20 protein-coding genes are annotated in these 25,028 nt (G+C 71.5%); 8 read left to right on the forward strand and 12 right to left on the reverse strand.

Annotation, left to right across the window (positions count from 1 at the left end; translation table 11 throughout):
- Positions 1-121 precede the first annotated feature (121 nt).
- The 3 genes from WMF28_RS40325 to WMF28_RS40335 all read right to left on the reverse strand — a co-directional run bounded on the left by WMF28_RS40325 (position 122) and on the right by WMF28_RS40335 (position 3,402).
- On the reverse strand, positions 122-958 hold the full coding sequence (locus WMF28_RS40325; RefSeq protein WP_437599024.1) for a hypothetical protein: 837 nt from the start codon (positions 956-958) through the stop codon (positions 122-124).
- A 217-nt stretch (positions 959-1,175) separates the two neighbouring features.
- Complete coding sequence (locus WMF28_RS40330; RefSeq protein ID WP_437599026.1) at positions 1,176-2,228, reverse strand: WD40/YVTN/BNR-like repeat-containing protein; 1,053 nt, start codon at positions 2,226-2,228, stop codon at positions 1,176-1,178.
- Positions 2,229-2,304: 76 nt separating this feature from the next.
- Positions 2,305-3,402: a hypothetical protein gene (locus WMF28_RS40335; RefSeq protein ID WP_437599028.1), complete on the reverse strand. Its 1,098-nt coding sequence runs from the start codon at positions 3,400-3,402 to the stop codon at positions 2,305-2,307.
- Positions 3,403-3,558: 156 nt separating this feature from the next.
- Between WMF28_RS40335 and WMF28_RS40340 the strand changes: the two genes are divergently transcribed.
- Positions 3,559-3,780: a hypothetical protein gene (locus tag WMF28_RS40340; RefSeq protein ID WP_437599029.1), complete on the forward strand. Its 222-nt coding sequence runs from the start codon at positions 3,559-3,561 to the stop codon at positions 3,778-3,780.
- A gap of 92 nt (positions 3,781-3,872) precedes the next feature.
- Entirely contained in the window at positions 3,873-5,084 is a 1,212-nt protein-coding gene (locus WMF28_RS40345) for a serine/threonine-protein kinase (RefSeq protein WP_437599030.1), read from the forward strand.
- Positions 5,085-5,179: 95 nt separating this feature from the next.
- Here the strand turns inward: WMF28_RS40345 and WMF28_RS40350 are convergent, their stop codons facing one another.
- Entirely contained in the window at positions 5,180-6,457 is a 1,278-nt protein-coding gene (locus tag WMF28_RS40350; RefSeq protein ID WP_437604360.1) for a citrate synthase, read from the reverse strand.
- A 99-nt stretch (positions 6,458-6,556) separates the two neighbouring features.
- On the opposite strand from WMF28_RS40350, the gene WMF28_RS40355 reads away from it, so the two are divergent.
- Positions 6,557-7,225 carry a hypothetical protein gene (locus WMF28_RS40355; protein WP_437599031.1) on the forward strand — a complete coding sequence of 223 codons (669 nt, stop codon included), beginning with the start codon at positions 6,557-6,559 and terminating at the stop codon, positions 7,223-7,225.
- Here the strand turns inward: WMF28_RS40355 and WMF28_RS40360 are convergent.
- The 7 genes from WMF28_RS40360 to WMF28_RS40390 form a co-directional block, all read right to left on the reverse strand.
- On the reverse strand, positions 7,222-8,652 hold the full coding sequence (locus WMF28_RS40360; RefSeq protein ID WP_437599032.1) for an ABC1 kinase family protein: 1,431 nt from the start codon (positions 8,650-8,652) through the stop codon (positions 7,222-7,224). The two genes, WMF28_RS40355 and WMF28_RS40360, sit on opposite strands and share 4 nt — an antisense overlap.
- Positions 8,653-8,795: 143 nt before the next feature.
- A complete protein-coding gene (locus WMF28_RS40365) occupies positions 8,796-9,131 on the reverse strand; it encodes an HU family DNA-binding protein (RefSeq protein ID WP_437599034.1) in 336 nt (111 codons plus the stop codon).
- A gap of 431 nt (positions 9,132-9,562) precedes the next feature.
- Positions 9,563-10,510, reverse strand: a complete 948-nt coding sequence (locus WMF28_RS40370; RefSeq protein WP_437599035.1) for an NAD(+)/NADH kinase — start codon at positions 10,508-10,510, stop codon at positions 9,563-9,565.
- Positions 10,510-11,172: an NUDIX hydrolase gene (locus tag WMF28_RS40375; protein WP_437599036.1), complete on the reverse strand. Its 663-nt coding sequence runs from the start codon at positions 11,170-11,172 to the stop codon at positions 10,510-10,512. Before WMF28_RS40375 ends, WMF28_RS40370 begins: the two co-directional genes overlap by 1 nt.
- A gap of 186 nt (positions 11,173-11,358) precedes the next feature.
- Positions 11,359-12,444 carry a UTP--glucose-1-phosphate uridylyltransferase gene (locus tag WMF28_RS40380; protein WP_437599037.1) on the reverse strand — a complete coding sequence of 362 codons (1,086 nt, stop codon included), beginning with the start codon at positions 12,442-12,444 and terminating at the stop codon, positions 11,359-11,361.
- Positions 12,445-12,570: 126 nt separating this feature from the next.
- The gene (locus tag WMF28_RS40385) at positions 12,571-13,311 is read right to left on the reverse strand and encodes a CPBP family glutamic-type intramembrane protease (RefSeq protein WP_437599038.1); all 741 of its coding nucleotides are present in this window, start codon (positions 13,309-13,311) and stop codon (positions 12,571-12,573) included.
- Positions 13,311-14,306, reverse strand: a complete 996-nt coding sequence (locus WMF28_RS40390) for a decaprenyl-phosphate phosphoribosyltransferase (protein ID WP_437599039.1) — start codon at positions 14,304-14,306, stop codon at positions 13,311-13,313. Before WMF28_RS40390 ends, WMF28_RS40385 begins: the two co-directional genes overlap by 1 nt.
- Positions 14,307-14,777: 471 nt before the next feature.
- Here WMF28_RS40390 and WMF28_RS40395 point away from each other — a divergent pair, with 471 nt between their 5' ends.
- Genes WMF28_RS40395 through WMF28_RS40405 form a run of 3 tightly spaced genes read left to right on the forward strand, consistent with a single transcriptional unit; the run spans position 14,778 to position 19,149 of the window.
- Positions 14,778-15,743, forward strand: a complete 966-nt coding sequence (locus tag WMF28_RS40395) for an AAA family ATPase (RefSeq protein ID WP_437482939.1) — start codon at positions 14,778-14,780, stop codon at positions 15,741-15,743.
- An 8-nt stretch (positions 15,744-15,751) separates the two neighbouring features.
- On the forward strand, positions 15,752-16,984 hold the full coding sequence (locus WMF28_RS40400) for a DUF58 domain-containing protein (protein ID WP_437599041.1): 1,233 nt from the start codon (positions 15,752-15,754) through the stop codon (positions 16,982-16,984).
- Entirely contained in the window at positions 16,981-19,149 is a 2,169-nt protein-coding gene (locus WMF28_RS40405; RefSeq protein WP_437599042.1) for a transglutaminase TgpA family protein, read from the forward strand. Before WMF28_RS40400 ends, WMF28_RS40405 begins: the two co-directional genes overlap by 4 nt.
- Before the next feature lie 21 nt (positions 19,150-19,170).
- Here the strand turns inward: WMF28_RS40405 and WMF28_RS40410 are convergent, their stop codons facing one another.
- Positions 19,171-21,135, reverse strand: coding sequence for a hypothetical protein (locus WMF28_RS40410; RefSeq protein ID WP_437599044.1), 1,965 nt, complete (start codon positions 21,133-21,135; stop codon positions 19,171-19,173).
- 180 nt (positions 21,136-21,315) lie between these two features.
- Here WMF28_RS40410 and aspS point away from each other — a divergent pair, with 180 nt between their 5' ends.
- Positions 21,316-23,289, forward strand: a complete 1,974-nt coding sequence (gene aspS / locus WMF28_RS40415) for an aspartate--tRNA ligase (protein WP_437599045.1) — start codon at positions 21,316-21,318, stop codon at positions 23,287-23,289.
- Between the two features lie 174 nt (positions 23,290-23,463).
- The gene (locus WMF28_RS40420; RefSeq protein WP_437599047.1) at positions 23,464-24,846 is read left to right on the forward strand and encodes a DUF4388 domain-containing protein; all 1,383 of its coding nucleotides are present in this window, start codon (positions 23,464-23,466) and stop codon (positions 24,844-24,846) included.
- Positions 24,847-25,028: the final 182 nt, after the last annotated feature.

A 25,028-nucleotide genomic window follows, 5' to 3' on the forward strand; every position in this document is an offset into this window, starting at 1 on the left:
GGAGGATGGATGCACGAGGCGAGGGTGCGCTCCCCCGCGGCGCGCGACAGGCCGTGGAGGAGCCTCCGTCTGGAGGCGCCTCCACGGCCTCGCCTGCGCCGTCAGGTGCGCCGGACCTCGCTCAGGACCGCTTGCGACGGCGCGCGGCGGCCACGCCCGCGCCCGCGACGAGCGCCGCGAGCCCGGTGCCCGCGAACGGCGCGGACGAGGACGACCCCGGCGCGGCGGCGCAGGAGACGCTGGCCTCGGCCTCGGCGTGGGCCTCGACCTCGATCTCCAGCGTGCTCAGGTACTCCAGGCAGTCCTGCAGGCTCCCGACGACATCGACATACTGGCCGTTGCAGAACAGGGCGCCTTCCGGCTGCGTGCACCGCGCCTCACACCCGCCCTGGAGATCGACCGTGCATTCCGCATTGCAGTCGATGTCGCACTTGAAGTTCGCCTCGGCCTTGCACTCCCCGGAGCAGCTCGCATCACACTTGGCCTGGCAATCCGCGCTCGGCGGCGTCACCTCGCAGCTCGCGCTGCACTCGCCGTCGCAGCTCGCCTTGCACGCCCCCTCGCACTCCGCCTGCGCGCTGCCCCCGCTGGCCTCCGCCGAGCACTTGCCGCTGCAGTCCGCCTTGCAGCTCGCCGAGCAGCTCGCCCTGCAGTCGAACTTCCCGGGATCGACTTCGCACTTGGCGGAGCAATCCCCGGAGCACTCGACGTTGCATTCGGCGGTCGCGCTGGCGTTGCAATCGCCCTCGCACTTCCCGGCGCACGCCGCCGTGAGGTTGACCGGCTCGCAGCTCGCGGTGCACCCGCCCGAGGTGCGAAATTCACATGCTGCGCTCGCAGCGAGCTGGACATTTCCACAAGCCTCCGGGCCGGGCGCCGCCGACGCGGTGGAAGTGATGGCCAGGGGAACAGCAAAAGTAAATACGCTTACAACAAGCTGAGCAATAGTCCGTCGCATGTCAATTCTCCTGGGTTGGGAGCGCGGGATCCGCGTGTGGTCTCCGCGGGTATTGCAATCGGACGACCAGCACCACCCCTTGAAGCATTTCCCAGGAAAAAAGTCTCTACGGTCGTGCTCGCCCCGCCGTGGCGTGTCGCCGAGTTCACGGCGCGCCGAGGCGACATGCCATACTGCGCGCATGTCCGGGCTGGTGAGAGGACATGCGGCCTGGTGATCATCGGCTCACAGTGTCGGCGATCTGCCCGGCTCCGTAGCGCGCCACCACGCCCTTGCGGGCCCTGCCCGGCGTCGGTCGGCTAAGGAAGTCCCCGCCGACCGCCCAGAAGGCCCCCTTCCCGTCGGCCCAGACGGCGTGGAGGTCGGCATACGGCTCGTCCGTGAACTCGTCGATCCAGGCCCCGCCGACGAGGCGCTGCTTGAGGCCTCCGTAGCCGACGATCGCCACCTCGCCCGGACGGCCGCAGGCGACGCCGTTCACGTCGTTGGTGAGCTCTATCTCGAGCCGGCGCCACGCCTCGCCGTCCGAGCGGAGCACGTCTCTCCCGCCGACGGCGTACACCTCGTCACGGCTGCAGCCGGCGGCCGTGAACAAGGTGCCCTGCGCGATCGGCGGATCGGACTGCAATTCCCAGGTCTTGCCCGCGCGATGCCAGATCACGCCGAACTCGCCGACGGCATAGAGGTCGTCGGACGACTCGCCCCAGATCTTGTAGAGCGCGCGGCCGGGCTCCTCGGGCAACGCCTCTCTCGACCATGCGCTGCCGTCCCAGTGAAGGACAATATCCTTCTCCCCCTCCGCGCCGCTGCCGGGCGTGCCGCCCACGGCCCAGGCATCGTCGGGAGCGAACGCGATTACGCCCCACAGCGTAGCGACCGTCCCGGTGTCGTACCTCGTGAAGGCCTCGCCGTCCCATCGCACGGCGCGGCCGAGCTCGCCGACCATCCAGACGTCCTTCGGACCGGAGCCGGCCACCCACCAGAAGGTCTCCTCTCCGCCCGCCGGGAGCTCACGCCACGTCGACCCATCGTAATGCAGCGCGAGCGACGCGAGCCCCGTGTTGCCGAGCGGCCCCCCCACGGCGAACACGTCGTCCGGCGCCGTCCCCCAGATCGACAGGACCGCCCGATCGAGATCGCCCTCGTCGAGCAGCACGCGCCACGCCGGCGGTCCGTCATCCGGCGGTGGCGTCACAGGATTGTCGGGGCAGCCGGCGAGGGCGGCCGCCCCGAGCGCCATCGCGACAACGGGGTGCAGGCAGGTGCGCATCGGGGTCAAGACCAGGCTGGAGCGAGCTCGAGCGATCCTGTCGGTGCGCGCTGAGCGCGCGCGGCGGTCCGGGAGCTCAGTTGCAGAACACGTCGTCCTGCTTCGGATAGTAGTAGACGAAGATGTTGCAGTGCTCGTTCTTCTCGACGATCGGGCCGAACGTGTAGCAGCAATCGAGCTGCTCTTCGGAGGTCTCGTTCTTTGTCACGTCGTACTCGTCGAGGCCGCTGCACCCCACGGCGGGGTCCGGCGGCTGCCACTCGTAGGTGCAGCCGTACCAGACGCCGCCGTTCTTCGGGAGCTCCAGGTCGAGCTCCGGTGAGGTGAGCATCGGCGGGTCGTCCCACGAGCTCGAGGTGTAGAAGAGCTCGGAGGCCGGGGGCGTGCCGATCGTCGTGCCATCCCACGTGTACATGTCGAAGCGCGTGCCCCGGCTGTGAAAATGGCCGTTGGCGCCGATGATCTTCACGGGAGATGGGCTGCTGATCTGGCAGGAGCCCTCGAACGTGGGCCGCGGGTTCGACTGGCAGACACGGATGGACTGCTTTGTCGCGAAGACGGTGCCCATCTCCGCCGTCACCTCCTCGGTGGGCAGCGCCCAGAAGTTCACCCGGACGCGGCCTACTGCCTGGGGGGTCTTCTGCGACGTCGCGTTCACGTAGTGCGTTTGCAGCATGAGCCACTCGTCGGGCCCAAGGACGTTCGCGACGCCCTCGGGGAACTCCCAGTCGAGCCGCCCGTCCTGCTGCGAGTTCGCGAGGAGCGGCCAGTCGGCCCAGTTGGGGCTCTTGAAGCACTCCCCCACGCCGTCCTGGTTCTTCTGAAGGAGCCCGCCTTCCGGCCCCAACCCCTTGATGGTCCGCACGCGGAAGATGTTCATGTGGTGCGAGCCGTCGCGCTGCGCGATCTGCACCCGGTGGAGGTTCACGGGCGCGTCCGGGTCGAGCCCGTTCGACGCGGCGAGGTCGCGGACCTTGAAGAAATAGCAGTCCTGCTGCTCGACCCCCGGCGGCACCTCGATGTCCTCCGTCTGCATCTGGAAGCCCTCGCCCGCCGGAGGCGGATCGAGCAGCGACTCGTCCACCGCCGGCCCCGGGGCGGGGCTCGGGCGGTCGTCAATGCAGGCGACAGCACCCAGCACAAGCAAACCAAGCGTCAGCGGTCGAGCAGCCATGAGTCCCTCCAGGCAATGCAGCAGCAATGATGGAGATATACACCGTTGGGCAATTTCATGACCCTGATGTCACGAGGCCAGCAGGGTTCCGACGGGGGCCAGGCCGTCGTGGCTGAACGGGGACAGAAGCTGCTAGGATGTGGGAGAGGTTCAACCATGGCGGCGCCCAAGAAATGCGGTCCACACACGGAGCTTGCCTCGAATGAGGCGACGCGCGTCACCCGGTGCGGGTGCGGTACCGTCCACGTGACACTCCTCGGCCCCGGCGTGACGTTTCGCATGCCGGCTGACGCGTTCCGCGGCGTCGCCTCCGGGGTCAAGGCGGCGGCCGAGCGGCTTGACGACGACCCCCGTTTCGGCACGACCGCCATCAATTAACTTGCGCGCCTGCCGCGGAGCGGCCTACCAGTTGCTTCGCCGCCGAGCATCCCTCTCCTCGGATGGCGGCGGGTCGAACGAGGGCGCCTGGCGTGTACGACGACGACGCGGAGCACTGGGTCGGCAAGACGTTCGCTGGAACGTGGTGGATCGAGCGCGTGCTCGGCACCGGCGGCATGGGGAGCGTGCTGCTCGGACGGGCGGCGGACGGCTCGCACGTCGCGCTGAAGGTGCTGCACCCGGAGCTCAACGCGATAGCGGAGGTGCGGAAGCGCTTCCTGCGCGAGGGCTTCATCGGGAACACGCTCGGCGGAGCGGACGCGGTGCCCGGCGTGGTGCGCGTGCTCGGCTCCGGCGAGACGCCGGAGGGGCTCGCGTACCTGACCATGGAGGCGCTCCAGGGCGAGACGCTCTTCGATCGGATGGCGCGCACCGGGACGATGCCGCCCGGCGAGGTGCTCGCGCTCGCGGACCAGGTCCTCGAGACGCTGGCGATCGCGCACGCGCGCGGCGTCGTGCACCGCGATCTCAAGCCCGAGAACATCCACCTCGGCAACGACGGCCGCGTTCGCATGCTCGATTTCGGCATCGCGCGCGTCGTCGACGGGCTCACCGGCCTGCCCGAGAAGACCGCGACGAAGACCGGCATGATCATGGGCACGGCGACGTACATGGCGCCGGAGCAGGCGACGGGCCTCATCCACGACATCGACGGGCGGACGGATCTCTTCGGGGTCGGGGCGACGATGTTCCGCCTGCTCTCGGGCCGGCAGGTGCACGGCGAGGTGACGGAGGCGATGGAGGTCATCGCTGCCGCGACCGAGCCGGCGCCGCCGCTCGCCTCGGTGACGCCCGGGATCTCGCCCGCCGTCGCGGCCGTGGTCGATCGCTCGCTGGCGTTCATCAAGTTCCACCGCTACCCCAACGCCGAGACGATGCGCGCGGACGTCCGTACGGTGCTCGCCGGCCGGCCGCCCCCGTACGCGCAGGCCGTCCTCGAGGGGCGGATCCGCGCCGGCCAGCCGCTGTCGCAGCCGGCGCCGCCGCTGACGCCGCCCTCGCCCGGCGGCGTGTCGCCGAGCGCTCGCCCGCAGCCGACCGTGGTGGAGCCCGCCGCGCCCCCCGTCCATTCGATGAGCCGGCCGGAGCGCACGCTCGACGACAGCGCGACGGTGCCCCGCGGCGCCGGCACGCCGCTCACGCAATGGTCGACGGGCAAGCTGCTCTTGCTCGTCGGCAGCGCCTCGCTCGCCACGGGCGTCATCGTGGCGGTGATCGTCGTCCTGCTGCTGCTGAGCTGCTGACGGGCCGCGAGGGGTCCGCCGCCGGCAAGCGCGGCGGCTCGCGTGGCAGGCAGGGCTCGAGGGCTGCAGGCGGGACCGCGGGGGCCCCGCCGCGGTCAGGCGCGGTCGTCGAGCGGCGTGTAGTCGATGGCGTTCTCGCCCGTGTAGATCTGCCGCGGGCGGCCGATCTTGCCGCTCGGATCGTCGTTCATCTCCTTCCAGTGGGCAATCCAGCCGGGGAGGCGACCGAGCGCGAACATGACGGTGAACATGTTCGTGGGGAAGCCGAGCGCGCGGTAGATGATGCCGCTGTAGAAGTCGACGTTCGGGTAGAGCTTCCGCTCGACGAAGTACGGATCCCGCAGCGCGGTCTCCTCGAGCCGCTGCGCGATGTCGAGCAGCGGATCCTTGATGCCGAGCTTCGCCAGGATCTTGTCGGCGGCCGCCTTGATGAGGACGGCGCGCGGGTCGTAGTTCTTGTAGACGCGGTGGCCGAAGCCCATCAGGCGGAAGCCCGAGGTCTTGTCCTTCGCGAGCTTGATGAACTTCGAGACGTCGCCGCCGTCGGAGCGGATCGCCTCGAGCATCGTCACGACCTCCTGGTTCGCGCCGCCGTGGAGCGGGCCCCACAGCGCGCAGATGCCCGCGGCGACCGAGGCGAAGAGGTTCGCCTTCGAGCTGCCGACGAGGCGCACCGTCGACGTCGAGCAGTTCTGCTCGTGATCGGCGTGCAGGATGAGGAGCAGGTTCAGCACCTTCACGATGTCCTCGTCGATCTCGTACGGCTCCGCCGGGACCGAGAACATCATGTTGAGGAAATTCGCGCAGTACGAGAGCGAGTTGTGCGGGTAGACGAACGGCTGGCCGATCGACTTCTTGAACGAGAACGCGGCGATCGTGCGCACCTTGGAGAGCAGCCTCGCGATCGTGATGTCGAGGTGGTCGGTGTTCTTCACGTCGATCGCTTCCGGGTAGTAGCTCGACAGGGAGAGCACCATCGCGGACAGGATCGCCATCGGGTGCGCCGTCGACGGGTAGCCGTCGAAGAAGCGCTTCATGTCCTCGTGGATGAGCGAGTGCCGGGTGAGCAGCGTCGAGAACCGCGACAGCTCGCTCTTGCTCGGCAGCTTGCCGTAAATCAGGAGGTACGAGGTCTCCACGAAGGTCGACTTCTCGCCGAGCTGCTCGATCGGGATGCCGCGGTAGCGGAGGACGCCCTTCTCCCCATCAAGGAACGTGATGGAGCTGGTGGTCGAGGCCGTGTTGACGAAGGCCGGGTCGATGCAGACGTACCCGGTCTTCGAGCGAAGGGATGCGACATCGATCGCCTTCTCCCCTTCGGTGCCCGTGATCACAGGCAGCTCGATCGTTTGCTCCACACCGTTCTTATTCAGCGTAAACTTCGCGGTCTCCTGCACGCCTCCTCCTTCCGCCGCAGCGCGGCGTAAGCTATCACGAGCTGAGGGCAGATTTCTTCCTCAAGAAATGAGGTGATGCGATTGAACGAGACGGTCGTGCGGGGGGAGCTGGTCCATCACCCGGAGGCGCCTCGGCTCGCGGCCGAGGTGCGGCGGGTCCACGGGCGTTACGCCGACGAGGTCATCGCTCGTCACCGGCTCTGCCCGTTCATGCGCGACGCCGCAACCGGATTCGGACGCTTTTACGTCCTGATCGATCGCGAGCCTGTCCTGGAGACGGCGCTGGCGGCCGTGCTGGAGGCCGAGTCCGCGGTCGTCCACCTGGTTTTCCCGTGCATCCACACTCCGTCGCCCCAGTTCGAGCGGTTCGCGTCGCGCCTGGGTGAACAGCTGCGGCGGCTGCGCAACCCCGCGCCGGTGCTGGCCGCGTTCCACCCCGAGATGGCGGGGGACGAGACCAACTCGCACCGGCTCGTCGGCCTCCTCCGGCACGCGCCGGACCCGTTCGTGCAGATGATTCCAGAGGGGTTGAACCATTCGGGGACCGTCCTCGCCGGGGCGGGCGTCGAGCCTGTGGCCGACCCTGCCGAGGACAATTACCGGCGCCTTCAAGGGGCAGGGATCGCCGAGGTCAAGGCCAGGCTCGCCGAGATCATGGCGGATCGCGACGCGAGCTATGCGCCCTTCCTGGCGCGGCTCGGGTTGGCCCGCCCCGGCCCGCGCTTCGGCCCCCCGTCTCGCTAGCGCTCGGGCGTCCGGCGCGCCGGCGGGCTCGGCCCTTCCGACCCGGCCCTGGCCTCGCGCTCGGCCATCAGCGGCATCAGATACGGGAAGCCGGCCGCCATCGTGTCGAGGTTGGGATCGATCTGGGCGGCCAGCCAGAAGAGGAGCACGCAGGCGCGCTCGACGTAGAACCAGTCCTCGGGGTACTCGAACGAGCGCATCAGCTCCTGGAGCTCACCGCGCTCGAGCTCGGGATCGGCCAGCTTCTCCAGCTGCTCGGGGCGGGCGCGCATCAGCGCCGCCGGCGTGCGATCCCGGATCTTGAGCAGCTTCGCGAAATAGGCCTTCACGGTCCGCTCGAGCAGCGCGTCGTTGCCCCCGGGCGCGGCAAAGCCCATCCGCCGGAAGCCGCGGACGACCGCCGCGTCGTCCTGCGCGAAGATGCCCTTCAGGATGTCGAGCAGCCCGTCGATGAGCTCGCCCCGGGCCTCGCAGATCGCGCCGAAGTCGAGGACGACGAGGCGAAAGCCGCCGCCCTCCTCCGCGCTCCGCGCGGCGACGAGGAAGTTCCCCGGGTGCGGATCGGCGTGGAAGAAGCGATCCGCGAAGAGCATCTTGTAGAAGGCCTGCACGAGCCGGAGCGCCACGTCCGAGGGCTCCACGCCCGCGCTCCGCAGCGCGTCGAGGCGGGTGATCTTGATGCCCTCCATGAACGTCATCGTGAGCACGTCGCGCGTGGTGAGCTCGTGGATGACCTCCGGGAACGCGACGCCGGCGTCCCCCTCGAAGTTCTCCGCCATCCGCTCCATGCACGCGGCCTCGTGCAGGTAGTCGGTCTCGCGGCGGAGCAGGTCGACGAGCGACTCGTGCACCCGCTCGATGCGCCCGACCGGGACGAACCGCTTGTAGACAAGGATGGCGAGGCGCAGGACGCGCAGATCGACGGCGATGATCCCGCGGATGCCCGGGTAGAGGAACTTCACCGCGACCTTGCGGCCGTCGCGGAGGCGCGCGACGTGGACCTGCCCCAGCGACGCGGCCGCGAGCGGCGCGCGCTCGATCGACGCGAACAGCTCGCTCGCCGAGCGACCGAAGCTCGCGCGCAGCGCGGCCTCGAGATCGCTGAAGGGGTGGGGCGGGACCTGGTCCTGGAGCTGCTCGAGCTCCTTGCCGTAGGCCCGAGGAAGGAAGCCGCCCATGATGGACAGCACCTGGCCGAGCTTGATGAAGACGCCCCGCAGCTTGAGCATGGCGCGCAGCAGGCGTCGGGCGTTGTTCTGATCGACCCGGGCGCGGCGGGCGGTGAGCCAGCCAGGCAGCTCACGCGCGGCGCGGCCACGCCCGAGGCGCATCGCGAACACCCGCCCGAGCCCCAGCTGGATCAGGTAGCTCGTCAGGATGACCGAGAATGTAAACAGCGCGCGGAGGAGTCGGACGGCGAGCGTCATGTGCGGCAGAGCAGCCGCACCATGCTACCGCAGGGGCTGCGCGGGGCCAGCCATGCTCGCTCCCCGGGGACGATTGGGTCCCGGAGAGGGGGCCGCCGCGGGCCTTCGCCGCGTCCAGGAGCCCTCCAGCGAGCCGGATCGGCTCAGGACAGCGAGTCCTTGATCGCCTTGATGGGGCGAGCGCGGACCGACTTGCTGGCCGGCTTGGCCGCGAACGTCATCGGCTGCTTCGTGAACGGGTTGATCCCCTCACGCGCCTTGGTGGCGGGCTTCTTGATGACGCGGAACTTCGCGAAGCCGGGCATCGTGAAGATGCCGTTCTTCTTGAGCTCCTTGTACGCGATGTCGGTCAGCGACTCGAGGATCGCCTTGACCTGCTTGCGCGAGACCTCGTTCTCGTTCGCCTCGACCACCGCGTTGATCAGCGCGCTCTTGCTGAGCGACGCGCTCTTCTTCCCGTCGGTCTTCTTCGCCGCCATGTTCATTCCTCCTGAGGTTTGTGCCTCTTGCGCGCCAAAGGAAACACAACGGCCGCCGCAGATCCAGTGTCGAATCATCGATCGGAGCTACAAAAAAAGGGGTTTCTTGCCCCGGGGGGCGCGTCGCTCCGGCGGAAGGACCGCCGGGGGGCCCTGAGGCGGGTCGCCAAAACCCCAGTAAAACGGCCGAGATCGCCCCTTCTTCAGGCCTCATGCGCCCGCCGCGAGGGCGGCCCGACGCCGGGCGCTCGGGGTAGGAGATCACCCGATCCCCTTCCGTTGAAGGCGATCCCGGTCGCGCGCGCGCACCCTCGTCGAGTCGAGCGCCCTCGGCCGATAGCCCTCCTCCACCCCACGCCGCCCCGCGCGCGCGCTCGCGCCGCGCCGCGCCGACCCGCCGATACCGGGCCTGCCCGCGGCGCGTCACGCGCCTAGCGGCGGCTCACCGCCGAGCCCGCGCCCCACTTCCGCTTGGTGGAGAGCCCGAGGATCGTCAGCGACTGCGGCGCCTGGGCGAACTCCATGACGTCGCCGAAGCCGACGTTCACCGAGTGGATCGGCCCGTCGAAGAAGAGCTTCGCGTCGTGCGTCTTGCTCCGCACGACGAGCGAGGAGCCCGGCTGGATCAGCGCGTGGCGGAAGCGGTACGCCTCGCCGTGGGGGGTGTAGGGCTCGCGCACGACGAGCTGGAGGCACTTCGAGGTGAGCGGCAGGACGCGCCCGCCGGCGGAGCGCTGCGCGGCCGTGGAGCCGGCTGCGGGGCCGATCCAGAAGCCGCTCGACTTCTGCTCCTCCTCCGCCTTGCCGAGCCGGATCACGTAGCGCGACGTGGCCGCGGGGGAGCTGTGACAGAAGAGCGCGTCGTTCAGGACGCGCGCCGTGGCGAGCTTGTCGTTCACCGTGACCTGCATGCGGGCGAGCACGGCCCTGCGGAGCGAGCCGCGCAGCGCCTTCGCGATGGCGTCCGCCGCGTCGCCGCTCGTCGCGCCGCAGAAGAAGCCGACCGAGTGGCCCGGCGCGCTGTTGATGCCGAGGATCGGCACGTCGCCGACGTTGTGGGACGCGCTGAGGAGCGTCCCGTCGCCGCCGACCGTGATCACGAGGTCGAGCTCGCCCGCCTCGAAGGACTGCCCCGCGCCGGCGAGGACCTCGATGTGGACGCCGAGATCGTCGAGCGCCGCCTTGACCTCGCGCACCGTCTGCTCGTGCGCCTCGTGCGACGCCTTGAGGCGCCCGACGGCGGCGTCGCCGGCCTCGATGAGCCGCGTGATGCGCGGGTCCTTCCGCTCCTCGCGGTAGATCCTCCAGGCAGAGCGCTTCACGACGAGCGCGACGCGGGGGGGACGCCGCTGCGCGGGCGCGAGAGGTTGTTCCGGCATCAGAGCTCCGCGAGGCGCCGGAGCGCCACTTCCGTCTTCGCGTCCTCGATCACGCCGCGCCGGGTGAGCTCGATCGCCGCGTCGAGCGGGACGGCCACGATGGCGGCGAACCGCTCGAGCGGGGAGCCGTCCTCGAGGGGCGCGCCCTGGCGCGCAGGATCGACCTCGACGTGAAAGTAGAAGTGCCGCTCGCCCACCATGCCCGGCGCCGGGAACGACGATGGACCGAGCGGCTGGAGCTCCGACGGGGGCACGTCGAAGCCCACCTCTTCGAGCAGCTCGCGCGCGGCCGAGCGCTTCAGGCCCTCGGGGCTCCGCTCGTCGAGCTCGACGAGCCCGGCGGGCAGCTCCCAGAGCGCGCCGAGCGTCGGCGCCTCCGGGAACGGGCACACCTCGGGCGAACGGGTCGCGGCCGGTGGCCGGAGCGCCGAGCGGAGATAGACATGGCGGCGCCCGTCCGCGTCGCGGTAATGCGGGGCGATCACCACCGCATCGAGGCGCTCGCGATCGACGCTGTCGTAGGTGAACGGGTCGCTCAGCGAGCCGTCCGGGAACTCGACGCGGAACACCTGGCGTCGCACGTTGAGGAAACCAGGGCCGTCCAGCGAGGGGATCGTCCGGACCAGCCTGAGCGCGAGCTTCGGAAAGGGAGGTAGCCGCATGCGTGGAGGCGCAAAGCATAGCGCCAAACGACCGCCGATCGCGATGCAGCCGCGCCCCGATCGCGCTGCGCGTCCGCCGCATGCGCCGACCTCACGCCGGGGCCCGCGCGGACCGCGGCGGTCCGGGGGAAGGTCCCCCCGGCGAGCCGATGACGCATGGCGTGGCACGCAGGCGCCCGGAGGGCTTCAGCCGAGCAACCCCCGCGCCCTGGCGATCGCCTCGATCTCCGGGCGACGCCGCTCGAGCTCCGGGACGTCCTTGACCGGGAGGAAGCGCGAGGCGAGCCCCTCGCGCGGCACGCGCAAGAACCGGGGCTCGAGCGCCGCCGTGACCTCGCCGAGGAGCCGCTCGAACTGGATCGCCTTCCGCTCCCCGATCTTCTTCTCGACCTCGACGTACGTCCACTCCATCGCGAGCGCGTCGAGCGCCGCGGCGCTGGCGATGAACGTGTTCGTGTTGAAGACCCGCACGACGTCCGGATCGAAGCCGCGGGGGAGGCGGAACTCCTCGGTGATGATGCGCTTTCCGTTCCACCGGACGGGCCCGCCGCCCCGGTCCGCGCCGACCTTGTCGACGACCTCGACCGTGAGCGGCTCGCCGTGGGCGAGGTGCCACCCGAGGAGGGCCGGGTCGACGGTCGCGCCGAGGTTGTCGAGGTTGGCGATCCAGACCGTCTTGCCGCCGCGCTCGAGGAAGCGGGCGAGCAGGCCGCTCCGGCGGAGCGCGTCCGGCAGATCGCCGTGGCCGGTGGCGTAGACGCTCGGCTCGCGCTGCTCGTCGAGGAACAGCGCGCCCTCGGGCGTCAGGCGGAGCGAGACGTCCTGCTCGAAGGTGGCGCACCGCGCGCCGTCGAGGCGCGGGCCGAGGGCGTCGCGGATCGGCTGCTCGGTGGCCTCGCTCGTCATGAGCCAGAGCGGCACGTGGGCGCCGAGGCGGTTCGCCAGCCGCTCGAGGTGCGCGTTCTCGCCCAGCCGGAGGTCGAGGAACGTCCGGCCGGGGAGCGCCTCCACGAGCGCCTTGACCACGCCGCCCATCCGGGTCGCCATCCCGCCGGCGAGGACGCAGAGGGCCACCTCGCCCGCCGAGAGCGCAGCGAGCCCGCGCTCGCGCAGGCGCCCGTGCTCGGCCGTCCCCTCGGCCGGCGCCGACGAGAGGTCGCCCGGGGCCGGCGGCTCGACGCGGCCGGGCAGCCGGTTGCGGGCGTCCCGCTCCACGCCGAGGGTCGCCGCCCACCGCACCAGGCGGGACCCGTCGAAGCCTCGGTCATGCAAGCGCTTCAGGAGAGGCGCAGGAAGAGAGGAGATCTGCTGTGCGAGGGACACCGATTTTCCAAAGCACGGCCAGAACGGCCCGGCAATACGGCACGCGGCCCCGCCCGCACGGACGCGGCCCCGGGCTCAGCGGAGCACGAGGACCCAGACGTCGTAGAGCGCGTGGGTCCAGACGGCCGGCGCGAAGCCGCGGAAGACGTAGATCCCCGTGAGCACGAGCCCGCACACCATGCGGAACACGAACGAGGGGAGGTTCCAGGGATCGCCCATCGAGCCGACGTAGTGCCAGCCGGAGAAGACGGCGGCGGCCACGACCGCCCACCCGACCAGCAGCACCACCCCCTGGACCCCTCTGCCGAAGAGGAGCTTGATCGCGAGCGCGCCCAGCCCGTAGAGGCCTGCCCGGAAGGCGATCTCCTCATAAAAGCCGGCGCCGAGCGACATCACGACCCCGATGAAGATGTCGTTGGAAGCCACGGGCGGGCCGAGCCGGAGGGAGCCGACGACGTACGAGCCGGCGAAGCGCATCAGGATGGCGTAGAGCGCGCCCTCGACGGCGAGCAGCGCGAAGCGCCTCGTCTGGAGGGCGTGGCCGCGGCCGAGGACGGAGAGGACGATGACGAACACGGCGCCGACGGCGACCGTGAGGCCCGCGTAGAGCGGGAGGCTGTGCTTGGCGAGCGCGCGGAGCTCGGCGGTGACCGGATCCGCCGCGTTGCGGATGGGGAGGAAGGCGACGCCGAGGTGGTAGAGGACGAAGATCGGCATCGTCAGCGCGAGGTCGGTCAGCGCATCGCTCTTCGCCGTGGGCTTGTCGCCGGGCGGGGCCGCCCCCGGCCGGGCGGGCTCCGGCCCGGCGCCGAGCATCAGGACGGCCTCAGCCGATACACGATCACAAGCACCTCGGCGGACCACATGACGAGGTTCAGCACGAAGGGGGTGTCCCGGAGGATCTCCTGGGTGGGGCTCTCGGCCTTGCCGCTGCCGGCCACGAGCTGGAGGAACCGGATCACCCCGAAGAGCGGGTGGATCGTCGTCAGCCAGAGGTACGGGTTCTGGAAGAAGCGCTGCGTGTCGTGATCGAGCGTGTACGCGAGGTAGGTGGCGATGGTGGCGACGCCGGTCACGGCGAGCGCCGCCGTCAGGGCGCCGGGCGTGTAGGCGTCCAGCGCCGCGCGCTGCTTCGAGGCGTTGACGGAAGCGAGCTCGTGGCGGCGCTTGCCGAAGCCGAGGAAGAGCGCGAGCAGGGCGGTGCAGGCGATCATGAAGCCGGAGAGCGGCGTCCTCGTCGCGAAGCCGCCGGCGAGCACGCGCAGCACGAAGAAGACCGCGATGCAGCCGACGTCGAGGTACGCGACCTTCTTGAGCCGGAACGAGTAGGCGACGTTGAGGACGTAGTAGCTGGCGGCGACAAGCGCGAAGAGCGGCGGGCCGAGCAAGCTGGCCCCGAGCGCGATGACCGCGAGGCCGACCGCCATCGCCTTGGCGACCGGGATCGGCACGCGCCCCGAGGCGATCGGCCGGAAACGCTTGACCGGGTGGACCCGGTCGGCCTCGGCGTCGACGATGTCGTTCAGGATGTAGACGGCGCCGGCGAGCAGGCAGAAGATCGCGAACGCCCCGATCGCGCTCGTGATGATCGAGGGGTGGGTCAGGTGCTTGGCGAACACCACCGGGGCGAGGACGAAGAGGTTCTTCACCCACTGGTGCGGGCGCATCGCCCGGATCATCCCGCGCACCCGCCAGAGCAGCGTCCCCTTCGGCGAGTCGGGCAGGAGGGGCGGCTGCGCGATCAGGCTGCCCGAAGGGGGCCCGCTCTCCGGCGGACGGGAGCTCGGCCCCCCCGGACGAGAGCTCGGCACGCCGCTCCGTGGAGGCGACGATGTGGGCTTGCCGGCGGGGACGGAGCTCATCGCGGCGGGTGAGGCGCCCTGCTCAGCCGGCGCCTGTTGGTCCAGCGCTCCGGCGTCCGGGCGAGCATCGGCGCCCGGCGTCTCTTGCGCAGGGAAGGCCGGGGCACTGTGGCGAAAAAGGGGACCCGAGGCGGTCACGGCGGCCGGAGCATACCCGGGAGCACCGGTCCCGGCCATTCCGCGGCAGGCAAAAGAGCAGGAACGTGGACGCTCGGAACCGAGCGGCGGCGACAGGCCCTGCCCCCTGGCTCAGGCGACGAACCCGCAGCGAACGTGGCGCAGCGCACCGGGCCCCGCGGGCCGGCGACGCGCGTCGGCGAATCCGAGTTCGCACCGGCCACGCCGGCTCGTGGAACGCCGTGGAACGCAAAATGCGCATCCGCGCAGGCTGGCCGTAACCTCGTGCTACCATCGCCCGTGATGACATCAGCGCTCTCGGTCGCGCGTGAAGCTTCGCCTATTCTTCTGAAGCTTCGCTCTGCCGTCGAGCAGGCCCTCGAAGGGAAGCCAGAGGCGGTCGAGCTGGCGCTCATCGCGCTGCTCGCCCGGGGCCATGTCCTCATCGAGGACGTGCCCGGCGTGGGCAAGACGACGCTGGCACGCGCGCTGGCGAAGGCCGTGGGGGGCGAGCTCCGTCGCGTCCAGTTCACCAGCGATCTCCTGCCGAGCGACGTCCTCGGGGTGAGCGTCTTCGATCAGCGGATCGGGCAGTTCGTCTTCCGCCAGGGGCCGATCTTCGCGAACGTCCTGCTCGCAGACGAGATCAACCGGGCGAGCCCGCGGACCCAGTCGGCGCTGCTCGAGGCGATGAACGAGGGGCAGGTGTCCATCGAGGGGACGGCGACGCCGCTGCCGGATCCGTTCTTCGTGCTCGCGACCCAGAACCCGCAGGATTTCGCCGGCACCTTTCCGCTGCCGGAGTCGCAGCTCGACCGGTTCATGGTGCGGATCCGGATCGGGTACCCGCCGCCGCAGGTCGAGATGCGGCTGCTCCTCCAGGGCGGCGAGCCCGATCGCGCGCGGAACGTGCCGCAGATCATCGATCCCGCCCAGCTCGTGGTGCTGCAGCGCGAGGTCGATCGCGTCGAGCTCGACTCGTCGCTCGCGACCTACCTGCAGGCGATACTCGCGGCCACGCGATCGAGCCCGACCCTCTCGCTGGGCGCGTCGCCGCGCGCCGGCATGAACCTGGCCCGCGCGGCCCGGGGGCGCGCCGTCCTCTGCGGGCGCTCGTACTGTATTGCGGACGACATCCATGACCTCGCGGTCGCCGTACTGGCGCACCGGGTCCGGCTCTCGGCTCACGCGGAGGGCTACATGCCGACCCGCGACGAGTGCGAGGCGGCGGTGCGCGACCTTGTGGCGCGGGTGCCGGTCCCGCTCTGAGGGGGGCGATGGGCGCAGAAGACCGGGAGCGGGGATCTCTCAGCGGCAGCTCCCGCGGCGCCGACCGTGCCGACGCCGCGGTGCGCAGCGCCGTCCGGCCGAGCCGGCCGAGGCGCGAGCGGCCCCTGCTCGAGCAGCGCCCGCTGCGGCCCTCGCGCGAGGAGGCGGCGTCGTCGTGGGCGAAGGTCCTGTTCGCCCTGCGGCCGCCCCGGAAGCTCAAGTTCACCCGGGAGGGGAAGTACTACCTCGGGATCACGCTGGGCGTCGGCTTCGCGGCGATCAACACGGGCAACAACCTCCTCTACCTGCTGCTCGGGATGCTGCTGTCGCTGATCGTCGTCTCCGGCGTGATGAGCGACCTGTCGCTCCGACACCTCACCGTCACCCGGCGGCTCCCGGCCCGCGCGCAGGTAGGCCGGGCGCACCTCGTCGAGATCGAGGTCTACAACCACAAGAAGCGCGTGCCGTCGTACGCGATCGAGGTCGAGGACCTGCGCGCCGGTCAGCCGGCCGATAAGCGCTGCTTCTTCCTGAAGATCAGCCCGTCCAGCGCGCAGGTGGCCGCCTACCGGCGGACGCCGGCGAAGCGCGGCCGCGACCGGCACACCGGGTTCCGCATCGCGACCCGCTTTCCCTTCGGGCTGTTCGAGAAGTCGCGCGAGGTCGAGGCCGAGGGGGATCTCATCATCTATCCCGCCGTCGATCCGGTGCGGCTCCCGGTCGAGGACGCGGGGCGGCGCGAGGGCGGCGCGAGCCTCAGCGGGCGCGGGGGCGGCGACGAGACCTTCGGGCTGCGGCCGATGCGCGACGGGGACGATCCGCGCGATATCTACTGGAAAAAGAGCACGATGCGCGACCAGCTGGTGCTGCGCGAGCGGGCCCGGGAGACGCGGCCCGACGTGCAGATCGTCATCGACACGGTGCGCCCGACCGGGGAAGGCGACGGGTTCGCGCAGGCCTTCGAGCGCAGGATCCGCGAGGCGGCCTCGCGCGCCGTCGCCCACATCAAGCGCGGCGACGCCGTGGTCGTCGCGACGACGCTGGGCGAGCGGGTGCGCGGTGACCGCAACCTCGGCTCCGACGGGATCCTCAGGTTCCTGGCGCTGCTCGACGCGGTGGACGAGGCGCGGGTGTCGGAGCTCAGCGCCGAGCGCGCCGCCCGGACATCCCTGCGGCAGGCCTCCAGCCCGGGCCCCACCAGCGGCGAGCGCCGCGCCGGCACGCCGAGGAGCGCCCCATGAGATTCGGGTTGGTGCACCGGGTCATGACCGACGCGCTCGCGGCGCTCGGCGTCATCGCCCTCGTCGCGAGCGGGCAGTTCAACCGCTATGTGAGCTGGGCCATCCTCATCGGCCTCGCGCTCGCGCTCGTCGTGCGCGAGTCGTGGCAGCGGCACCCGGCGCTCCGCCACCTCGACACGGGCGTCCTCCTGGTCGTCATCGCCGTCCAGGTGGTCCGCATCGTGGCCACCGACGCGAGCGTGCTCGACGTGCTCGTGGAGTTCGCCGCGGCGCTGCAGATCATCCGGCTCGCGACGCGCAAGGGGGCGGCGCACGACCAGCAGGTCATCGTGCTCGCGCTCCTGCACCTCATCGCCGGGACCGTCCTCGGCGGCGGCCTCGGCTACGGGCTGTGCTTCATCGGCGTGCTCGTCGTCGCCCCCGGCGCGCTCGTGCTCAGCCACCTGCGGCGCGAGGTCGAGGGCAACTACCGGCAGGGGGCGCGCGACCGGACCGGGCTGCCCGTGGACGTGCCGCGCATCCTGCGCTCCAGGCGGGTCGTCGGGCGCTCGTTCCTGGCCGTCACCTGCCTGCTCTCGATCCCGATCTTCGTCTTCACCGCGCTCCTGTTCGTCATCTTCCCGCGCGTCGGCCTCTCGCTGCTCCTGCTGAACCGCGGCCACACGGGGCGGATGATCGGCTTCTCGGGCAAGGTCGACCTGGGCGCGGTCGGCGTGCTGCGCAGCGATCCCAAGCTGGCCATGCGGGTCGAGATCCCCGAGCTCCCGGAGCCGCCGCCGCCGCGCCTCACCATGCACCTGCGCGGCACCGCGCTCGACGCGTACGACGGCCGCACCTGGACCCAGAGCGAGACGTTCAAGCGCCCGACCGAGAGCGACGGGGGGCTCGTGCCGCTCGAGCGGTACCCGGACCCGACGGTCGATCCGGTGATGCGCATCGATCTGGAGCCGATCGATCCACCCGTGATCTTCCTCCCGCCGAACGCGACGGGGCTCCGGTTCAAGAACCGCGGGCAGCTCGGGGTCGACGTGAGCGCGCTGGCCCACCGCGGGCCCGAGGGCGAGTTCAGGTACCAGCCCCTGGACGACCGTGGGCTCGTCTACGACGTCTTCCTGTCGCGAAAGCGGTCGCCGACGTTCCAGCGCCTCCCGGGGGGCGAGCGACGGCGTTACCTGGAGCTCCCCAAGGATCTGCCGCCGCGCGTCGTCGAGCTCGCCCAGCAATGGACGCAGGGAATCGAGCGTCCGGCCGACCAGGCGCGGGCGATCCAGGAGCGCCTGCGCACGGAGTACCGGTACGACCTCGCGTCGCCGTCAGGGGCGGACCCGCATCCGCTCGATCACTTCCTGTTCGAGTCGAAGCGCGGGCACTGCGAGTTCTACTCGACGGCGATGGCGATCCTGCTGCGCGCGGTGGATGTGCCGACGCGCAACGTGACCGGCTTCGTCGGCGGCACCTACAACCGCTTCGGCCGGTTCTATGCGGTGCGCCAGGGTGACGCGCACTCGTGGGTCGAGGTGTACCTCGACGGCGAGGGGTGGCAGACGTTCGACCCGACCCCGCCGGCCGACGCGGCGCCGAAGAGCGAGCTTGTCGGGGTCTGGGCGTACCTCCGCGACTTCATCGAGGCGACGAGCCAGCGCTGGGACAGGCACATCGTCGGCTACGACCTGAACCAGCAGGTGAGCCTGCTCCAGACGCTCACGTCGCGCTACCGGAGGTCCGGCTCGAGCGGCGACGTCGCGCTGTCGCGCCCGCGGCTCCTCGCCGTCGCCGCCGTCGCGCTCGCGCTGGGCGGCGGCCTGCTCTACTGGCGCTTCCGCCGCGGGCGCCGCGGGCGCGAGGAGTCGCGCGGGGACGGGGGGCGGACCCCGAGCGCGATCCTGGCGATCGCGCTCTACGAGAGCCTGGAGGCCGCCATGCTCGCGCAGGGCGTGCCGCGCCCGCCCAGCATGCCGCCGCTGCGCCACGCCGAGGCGCTGGAGCTCACGGACCACCCGCTGGCGCGCGAGATCCTGCTGCTCACGCAGGTCTACCTGCACGCCCGCTTCGGCGGGGCGAAGCTCACCGAGGACGACAGCCGCGACTTCGAGCAGCGGGTCAAGGCGCTGCGCCTGGCCGATCGCCGCGCGCTCTCGGCGAGCGGGCTCCACGCGTCGCCCTGATCGCGGCCGGGACGCCTGCTCTCAGCGGCGCCGCACGGGGCGCTTCGCGATGAACGCCTGGCGGATGCCGGTGACGGCGCGGCGGCTCGGACCGCCGGAGACGAACGGGTCCCCGGGGGCGAGCTCGCGCAGCCGATCCATGAACGACTGCGCCACGACGCGCTCGCCCAGCAGGCTGACGACGTTCGACTGGCCCCGCATCGTGGACGCGAGGACGGCCGCCGTCGACGTGTCCGGCACCGCGGCGACCGAGAGCGACTCCAGCACCCGCCGGATCGGCACGATCGACTGCGCGGTCGCCAGCTTGCGATCCGAGGCGCCGAGCGGCTGCGGGGCGTACTCGAGCCAGATCCCGGCGACGTTCAGGTGGCCGAGGAGCCTCTTCGACCAGCGCGGATCGAGCTCCACGTAGAGGGGCCGGACGTCGGCCAGCGTCGAGAGCGCGAACTCGCTGGGCTCGCCCGCGAGCGCGAAGTCGCGCAGGAGCGGCGCGAGCCTGCGCTCGTCGGCGAGCAGGCTCGCCGCGACCTGGCCGCGATCGAGCAGCGGGATCGGGACCACGAGGACGTCCGGCCGCTCGCCGCGCGTGATCCGCGCCGCCCAGACCCGCCATGCGATCGCCGGCGATCGCACGAGGATCGCGGAGCTGGGATCGAGGCTCCCGTACGCCTCGTCGGTCCAGACCTCGGCGGCCGTCTGCTCGCTCCGGTCGGCGGCGAAGCCGGCCTCCTCGCTCGTCAGCGCGACGAGCGTCAGCTGGAAGACGACGAGCAGCACGGCGCCGCTCCGCGAGAACGGCACGCGCGTGTCGAGCAGCGCCCGGACCGCCGCGTGCGCGCCGAGCGCCGAGCCGACGGCGATCGCCGCGACCGCGAGCGAGCGCAGCGGGGTGAGCGGATCCGCGGAGAGCACGCCGGCCGCGCGCGCGGGCAGGAGGGTGTCGAGCGCGAGCAGCACCAGGAACGGCGCGACGAGCCACCGCGCGCGCGGGCGCAGGAGCGAGAGCGCGAGCCCGGCCGCGGCGATGAGCAGGGAGACGACGCCGATCTCGCGGCTCCACGCGGCGAGCGCCGTGGTGCGCGCGCTCGCGACGTCGAGGGCAGCGAGGCTCCCGGTCGTGAGCGCGCGGCCGATGTCGGTCCAGGCGCGCGGCGCGAGCGGCCGGAGCACGAGCGGCGCGAGCAGGAGCGCGGCCGTGAGCACCCCCGCGCCGGCGGCGGCGCCCAGCATGCGCCGCGGCGGGCCGCCGGCGGCCTGCGCCGCGGGGGACGGGCCGCCGAGGCCACGGCGGGCGAGGAACATCGCGTACGACGCCGCCAGCGCGGCGAGGCCCGCGGGCGGGCTCTCGGCGAAGGTGGCCCCGAGGAGCGCGCCGAGCCCGATCCACGCGCGCCCCGCGTGCCGGGCCTGCTCGGCGCAGTTCGACGCGAGCGCGAGCGTCACGAGCGCGCAGCAGGTGGCGAGCATGGCGCCGCCGCCGACCGTCGCCTCCCGCTGCCAGGTGGGCGACAGCGCCGCCGTGAGGACGGCGATCGCCGACAGCACGGAGGCGAGCCGCGGGCTCACGGCGCCGCCGGGCGCGCCCGGAGCCGATCGCGCCGCGGCGGGGGTCGCGTCGGCCGCGCCGCCGCGGAGCTTGCGGAGGAGCGCGAGCCCCGGGAGGGGCGCTGGCCGCGCGGACTCCAGGAGGAGCCGGCGGACCATCTCGTAGAGCAGGCGCGACGCGAGCGCGAGCGCGAGCGCCGACCCGAGGGCGGTGCGGAAGGTGCGAGGCCCCAGCGGGAGCAGGCTCAGCGCCTGCGAGAGCGCCGTCGAGAGGCCGCCGCCCACCCCGACCGCGACGAGGCCGAGGTCCCGGACGGCCGTGAGATCTTCACGCCACTGCCCCGAAGACGCGGCGCGGGCCAGCGAGAGCCCGAAGGGCAGCGCGGCCGACACGAAGGCGAGCGACCGTTCGAGCCAGCAGCGTTTCTCCTCGGAGCTCACCGGGCGGCCATGCCAGATCGGCCGCGCGCGGGCCAAGTTCCGGCGCGCGGCCCGGCCGCGCCGCGTCGGCGGCGCGCGGGGCCGATCCCGCGCGTCGCCGACGCGCGATCATACGGAGAGGCGGGCAACGTCGACCTGGGCTAGAGTCGCCGCTTCCCACGGAAACTCGGAGGTCGGCTCGTGTCCCGTTTCATCGATGAGCTCAAGAGGACGCACCGCTGCGGCGATCTGCGCACGGCGGACATCGGCAAGGAGGTCATCCTCTTCGGCTGGGTGGCGCACCGCCGCGATTTCGGCGGCTGCGTGTTCATCGACCTGCGCGATCGCGAAGGGATCACGCAGGTCGTCTTCGACGCCGGCTACGACGCGGGGTCGGTGAAGCGCGCGCCGGCGCTCGAGGGGTCGGGCGAGCCCTACTCGACGCCGGAGCAGCTCGCCGCGTCGCTGAAGCTGGCCGAGACGGTGCGCCGCGAGTGGGTCATCGGCGTGCGCGGCGTCGTCGTCCACCGGGGCGAGCAGAACGTGAACCCGAAGCTCGCGACCGGCGATGTCGAGGTGCGCGTGGCCGAGGCCGTGGCCTTCAACCGCGCCGACAACCCTCCCTTCTCGATCGAGGACGACATCCGAACCGACGAGGAGATCCGGCTCCAGCACCGGTACCTCGACCTCCGCCGGGCCCCGCTCCAGCGGGCGCTGCGGATGCGCCACGAGGTCAACCGGACGACGCGGAACTACCTGTCGGACCAGGGCTGCCTCGAGCTCGAGACGCCCTTCCTCGTGAAGTACACGCCGGGCGGGGCGCGCAACTTCCTCGTCCCCTCGCGGATCTCGGCCGGCAAGTTCTACGCGCTCGCCGAGAGCCCGCAGCTCTACAAGCAGCTCTTCATGGTCGCGGGCTTCGACCGCTACTTCCAGATCGTGAAGTGCTTCCGGGACGAGGACCTGCGCATCGACCGGCAGCCGGAGTTCACCCAGATCGACGTCGAGCTGTCGTTCGTGAACCAGGACGACGTCTTCCGCCTGATGGAGGGGCTCGTCTTCGCGGTGTTCAAGACCGCCCTCGGCAAGGACCTCGCCGAGCTCTACCCGACGGGCCGCTTCCCGCAGATGCCGTACGCCGAGTCGATGGCGCGCTTCGGCAACGACAAGCCCGACCTCCGCTTCGGGATCGAGCACACCGACCTCACCGAGCTCATCATCGAGCACGGCGGCGGCGGCGTGCCCTTCTGGGTGGAGCTGGCCGAGAAGTTCCGGTCGGGCAAGCTGCGGCGCGACCTGCCGGCCGAGATCGTGAAGGGGCTCGTCATCCCGGCGAGCGCCAACCTGTCCCGGCAGCAGACCGAGGAGCTCGAGCGCGGGCTCCGCGACGTGAAGGGCTTCCGGGGGCTCGCGCGCGCCAAGCTCGCCGAGGACGGCTCCTGGACGCAGTCTCCCCTCTCGAAGTCGATCACGCCGGAGCTCCGGCAGAAGCTGAACGCGGCGCTCGGCGCCAAGCCGGGCGACATCCTCTGCTTCCAGTTCGGCAACGCCGCGGTGGTGCACACCGTGATGGCGAAGCTCCGCGTCGACGTCGCCAAGAAGATCGGGCTCATCCCGGAGTACGGGCATGGCGACCAGTGGCGGTTCCTCTGGGTGACGAACCCACCCCTGTTCGATTACGACGAGGACACGGGGCGCTGGTCCGCCGCGCACCACGCGTTCACGCGGCCCATCGACGAGCACGTGGCGCTGCTCGAGAGCGATCCGGCGCGGGTCGAGTGCTATCGTTACGATCTCGTGCTGAACGGGTTCGAGGTCGGCGGCGGCTCGATCCGGCTGCACGACCCCGACGTGCAGGCGCGCGTCTTCCAGACGCTGGGCATCGACGAGCGCGACGCGCGCGACAAGTTCGGGTTCCTCCTGGACGCGCTCCGCAGCGGCGCGCCGCCGCACGGCGGCATCGCGCTCGGCATGGATCGGCTCGCGATGCTGCTCAGCGGCGCGCCGACGCTGCGGGACGTGATCCCGTTCCCGAAGACAAACCAGGGCACCGACCAGATGACCGGCGCGCCCGTGCTCGTCGACGCCGCGCAGCTCGCCGAGCTGCACGTGAAGGCGGTCGCGCCCGCGGACACCCGGCCGGGCGCGACGGGCACCGGCAGCGCCGGCGCCTGATGCCGGGCCGGGGGACGCGAGCGCGATCCGGTGCGTCGACGGCGGCGCTCCGGCGCGCCGCCGTCGACGCGCTCACTGTGCTCTGCCTCGCCGCGCGCCCCGCGCCGCCGCGCCCCCTGGCCTTTATGTTTGCAGGCCGCGCACTTCTGGTAGGGTAGGGCCTGATCCTTCACCATGGCCTCCCCGGCGCGCGTCCTCGTTGTAGATGACAGCCCGACCATCCTGAAGGTCGTCAGCGCCATCCTGGCCCGCCATGGGTTCGACCCGACCGTGGCGCGCGACGGGCTCGCGGGGATCGAGCTCATCAAGAAGGGGCCGAAATACGACCTCGTCCTCCTCGATTTCGTGATGCCGAGGATGAACGGCTACGCCTTCTGCCGGGAGCTGCGGTCGAACCCGCTGCACCGCACGGTCCCCGTCGTCCTGATGAGCGCCAAGGGCGACAAGATCCGGGGGCAGTTCGTCCAGCAGACCGGCGCCGTCGACGCGATCACCAAGCCGTTCGACGCGCGCGCGCTGGTCGCGGTGATCGAGGGTGCGCTCGCGAAGACGGCGGAGGGGCGCGCGCGGCCCGTGCCCGAGGGCGCGAAGATGCCCGACGAGGACATGATCGCCGAGAGCGTGCGGCCGAGCCTCCTCGCCCGGAACATGCGCCAGCGCACCGGGGTCGACCTCGCGCAGCAGCTGGCGACGGTGATGACGCCGGCGATCATGAGCCTGGCGCCCGAGTCGCGGACGAACGAGGCGGCCGTGATGCAGGCGGTCGCCCGCGTGATGACGAACGAGGTGGTCTCCAGGCTGACCCTGACGCTCCGCGACCTCGACACGCCCCCGGAGGCGAAGGAGGTGATGAGCGGCGACGTCTCGGCGATCCCGCTCGCCGAGATCCTCCAGCTGCTCCAGATGCAGCGGCAGACGGGCGTGCTCCGGGTGGCAACGAATCGCGCGTCGGTCACGATCTCCATCCGCCAGGGGCTCATCGATCTCGTGCAGGCGCGCAACTCGTCGGACGAGTTCAAGCTCGGGCGCTACTTCATCGAGCGCGGGCTCGTGACGCGGGAGCGGCTCGAGGCGCTGCTCCGCGTGAAGATGCCGCAGACGCTGCTCGGCCAGGTGCTCGTCGAGGCGGACGTCGCGACGAACGACGATCTCATCGCCGTGCTGGAGCGCCAGTCGAGCGAGCTGATCTACGAGGTGCTGCGCTGGCCCTACGGGCGCTTCTCGTTCACGCGCGAGCCGTTCCGCCCCGAGGTCGAGCAGGCGCGCCTCGGCCTCGCCGTGTCCGCGCTGGTGCTCGAGGGGTTCCGGCGCGTCGACGAGTGGCGGCTCATGGAGGGGACGATCAACTTCGACCAGGTGGTGGTCGTGGACCAGGTCGCGCTCGACGGCGTCGGCTCGGGCAAGCTGACGCGCACCGAGGAGCTCGTGCTCGGGGCGGTCAACGGCTCACGCACGGTGAACGAGGTGATCAAGGAGAGCGCGGTCGGCTCGTTCGACGCGATCAAGACGATCTACCAGTTCCTGCAGTCGCGCGTGCTGAGGACCCGGGCCGCCTGAGGCGAGCGCCGGCGGCGGGGCCACGCGCGCGCGGCGCATCTGGACGACGCGCGCAACACATCCGGACACGCCACCGCGCGGCGCGCCCTGACGAGGCCCCGCGGCGCGCGTCGCCCGCGCCGGCCTTCCGCCTGCGATGCTCCGGCGCGCTGCTCGCCTCGGCGCGGCGCGTCCAGCGCGGC

It is taken from the genome of Sorangium sp. So ce590 (genome assembly GCF_051521365.1).
GTDB lineage: Bacteria > Myxococcota_A > Polyangia > Polyangiales > Polyangiaceae > Sorangium.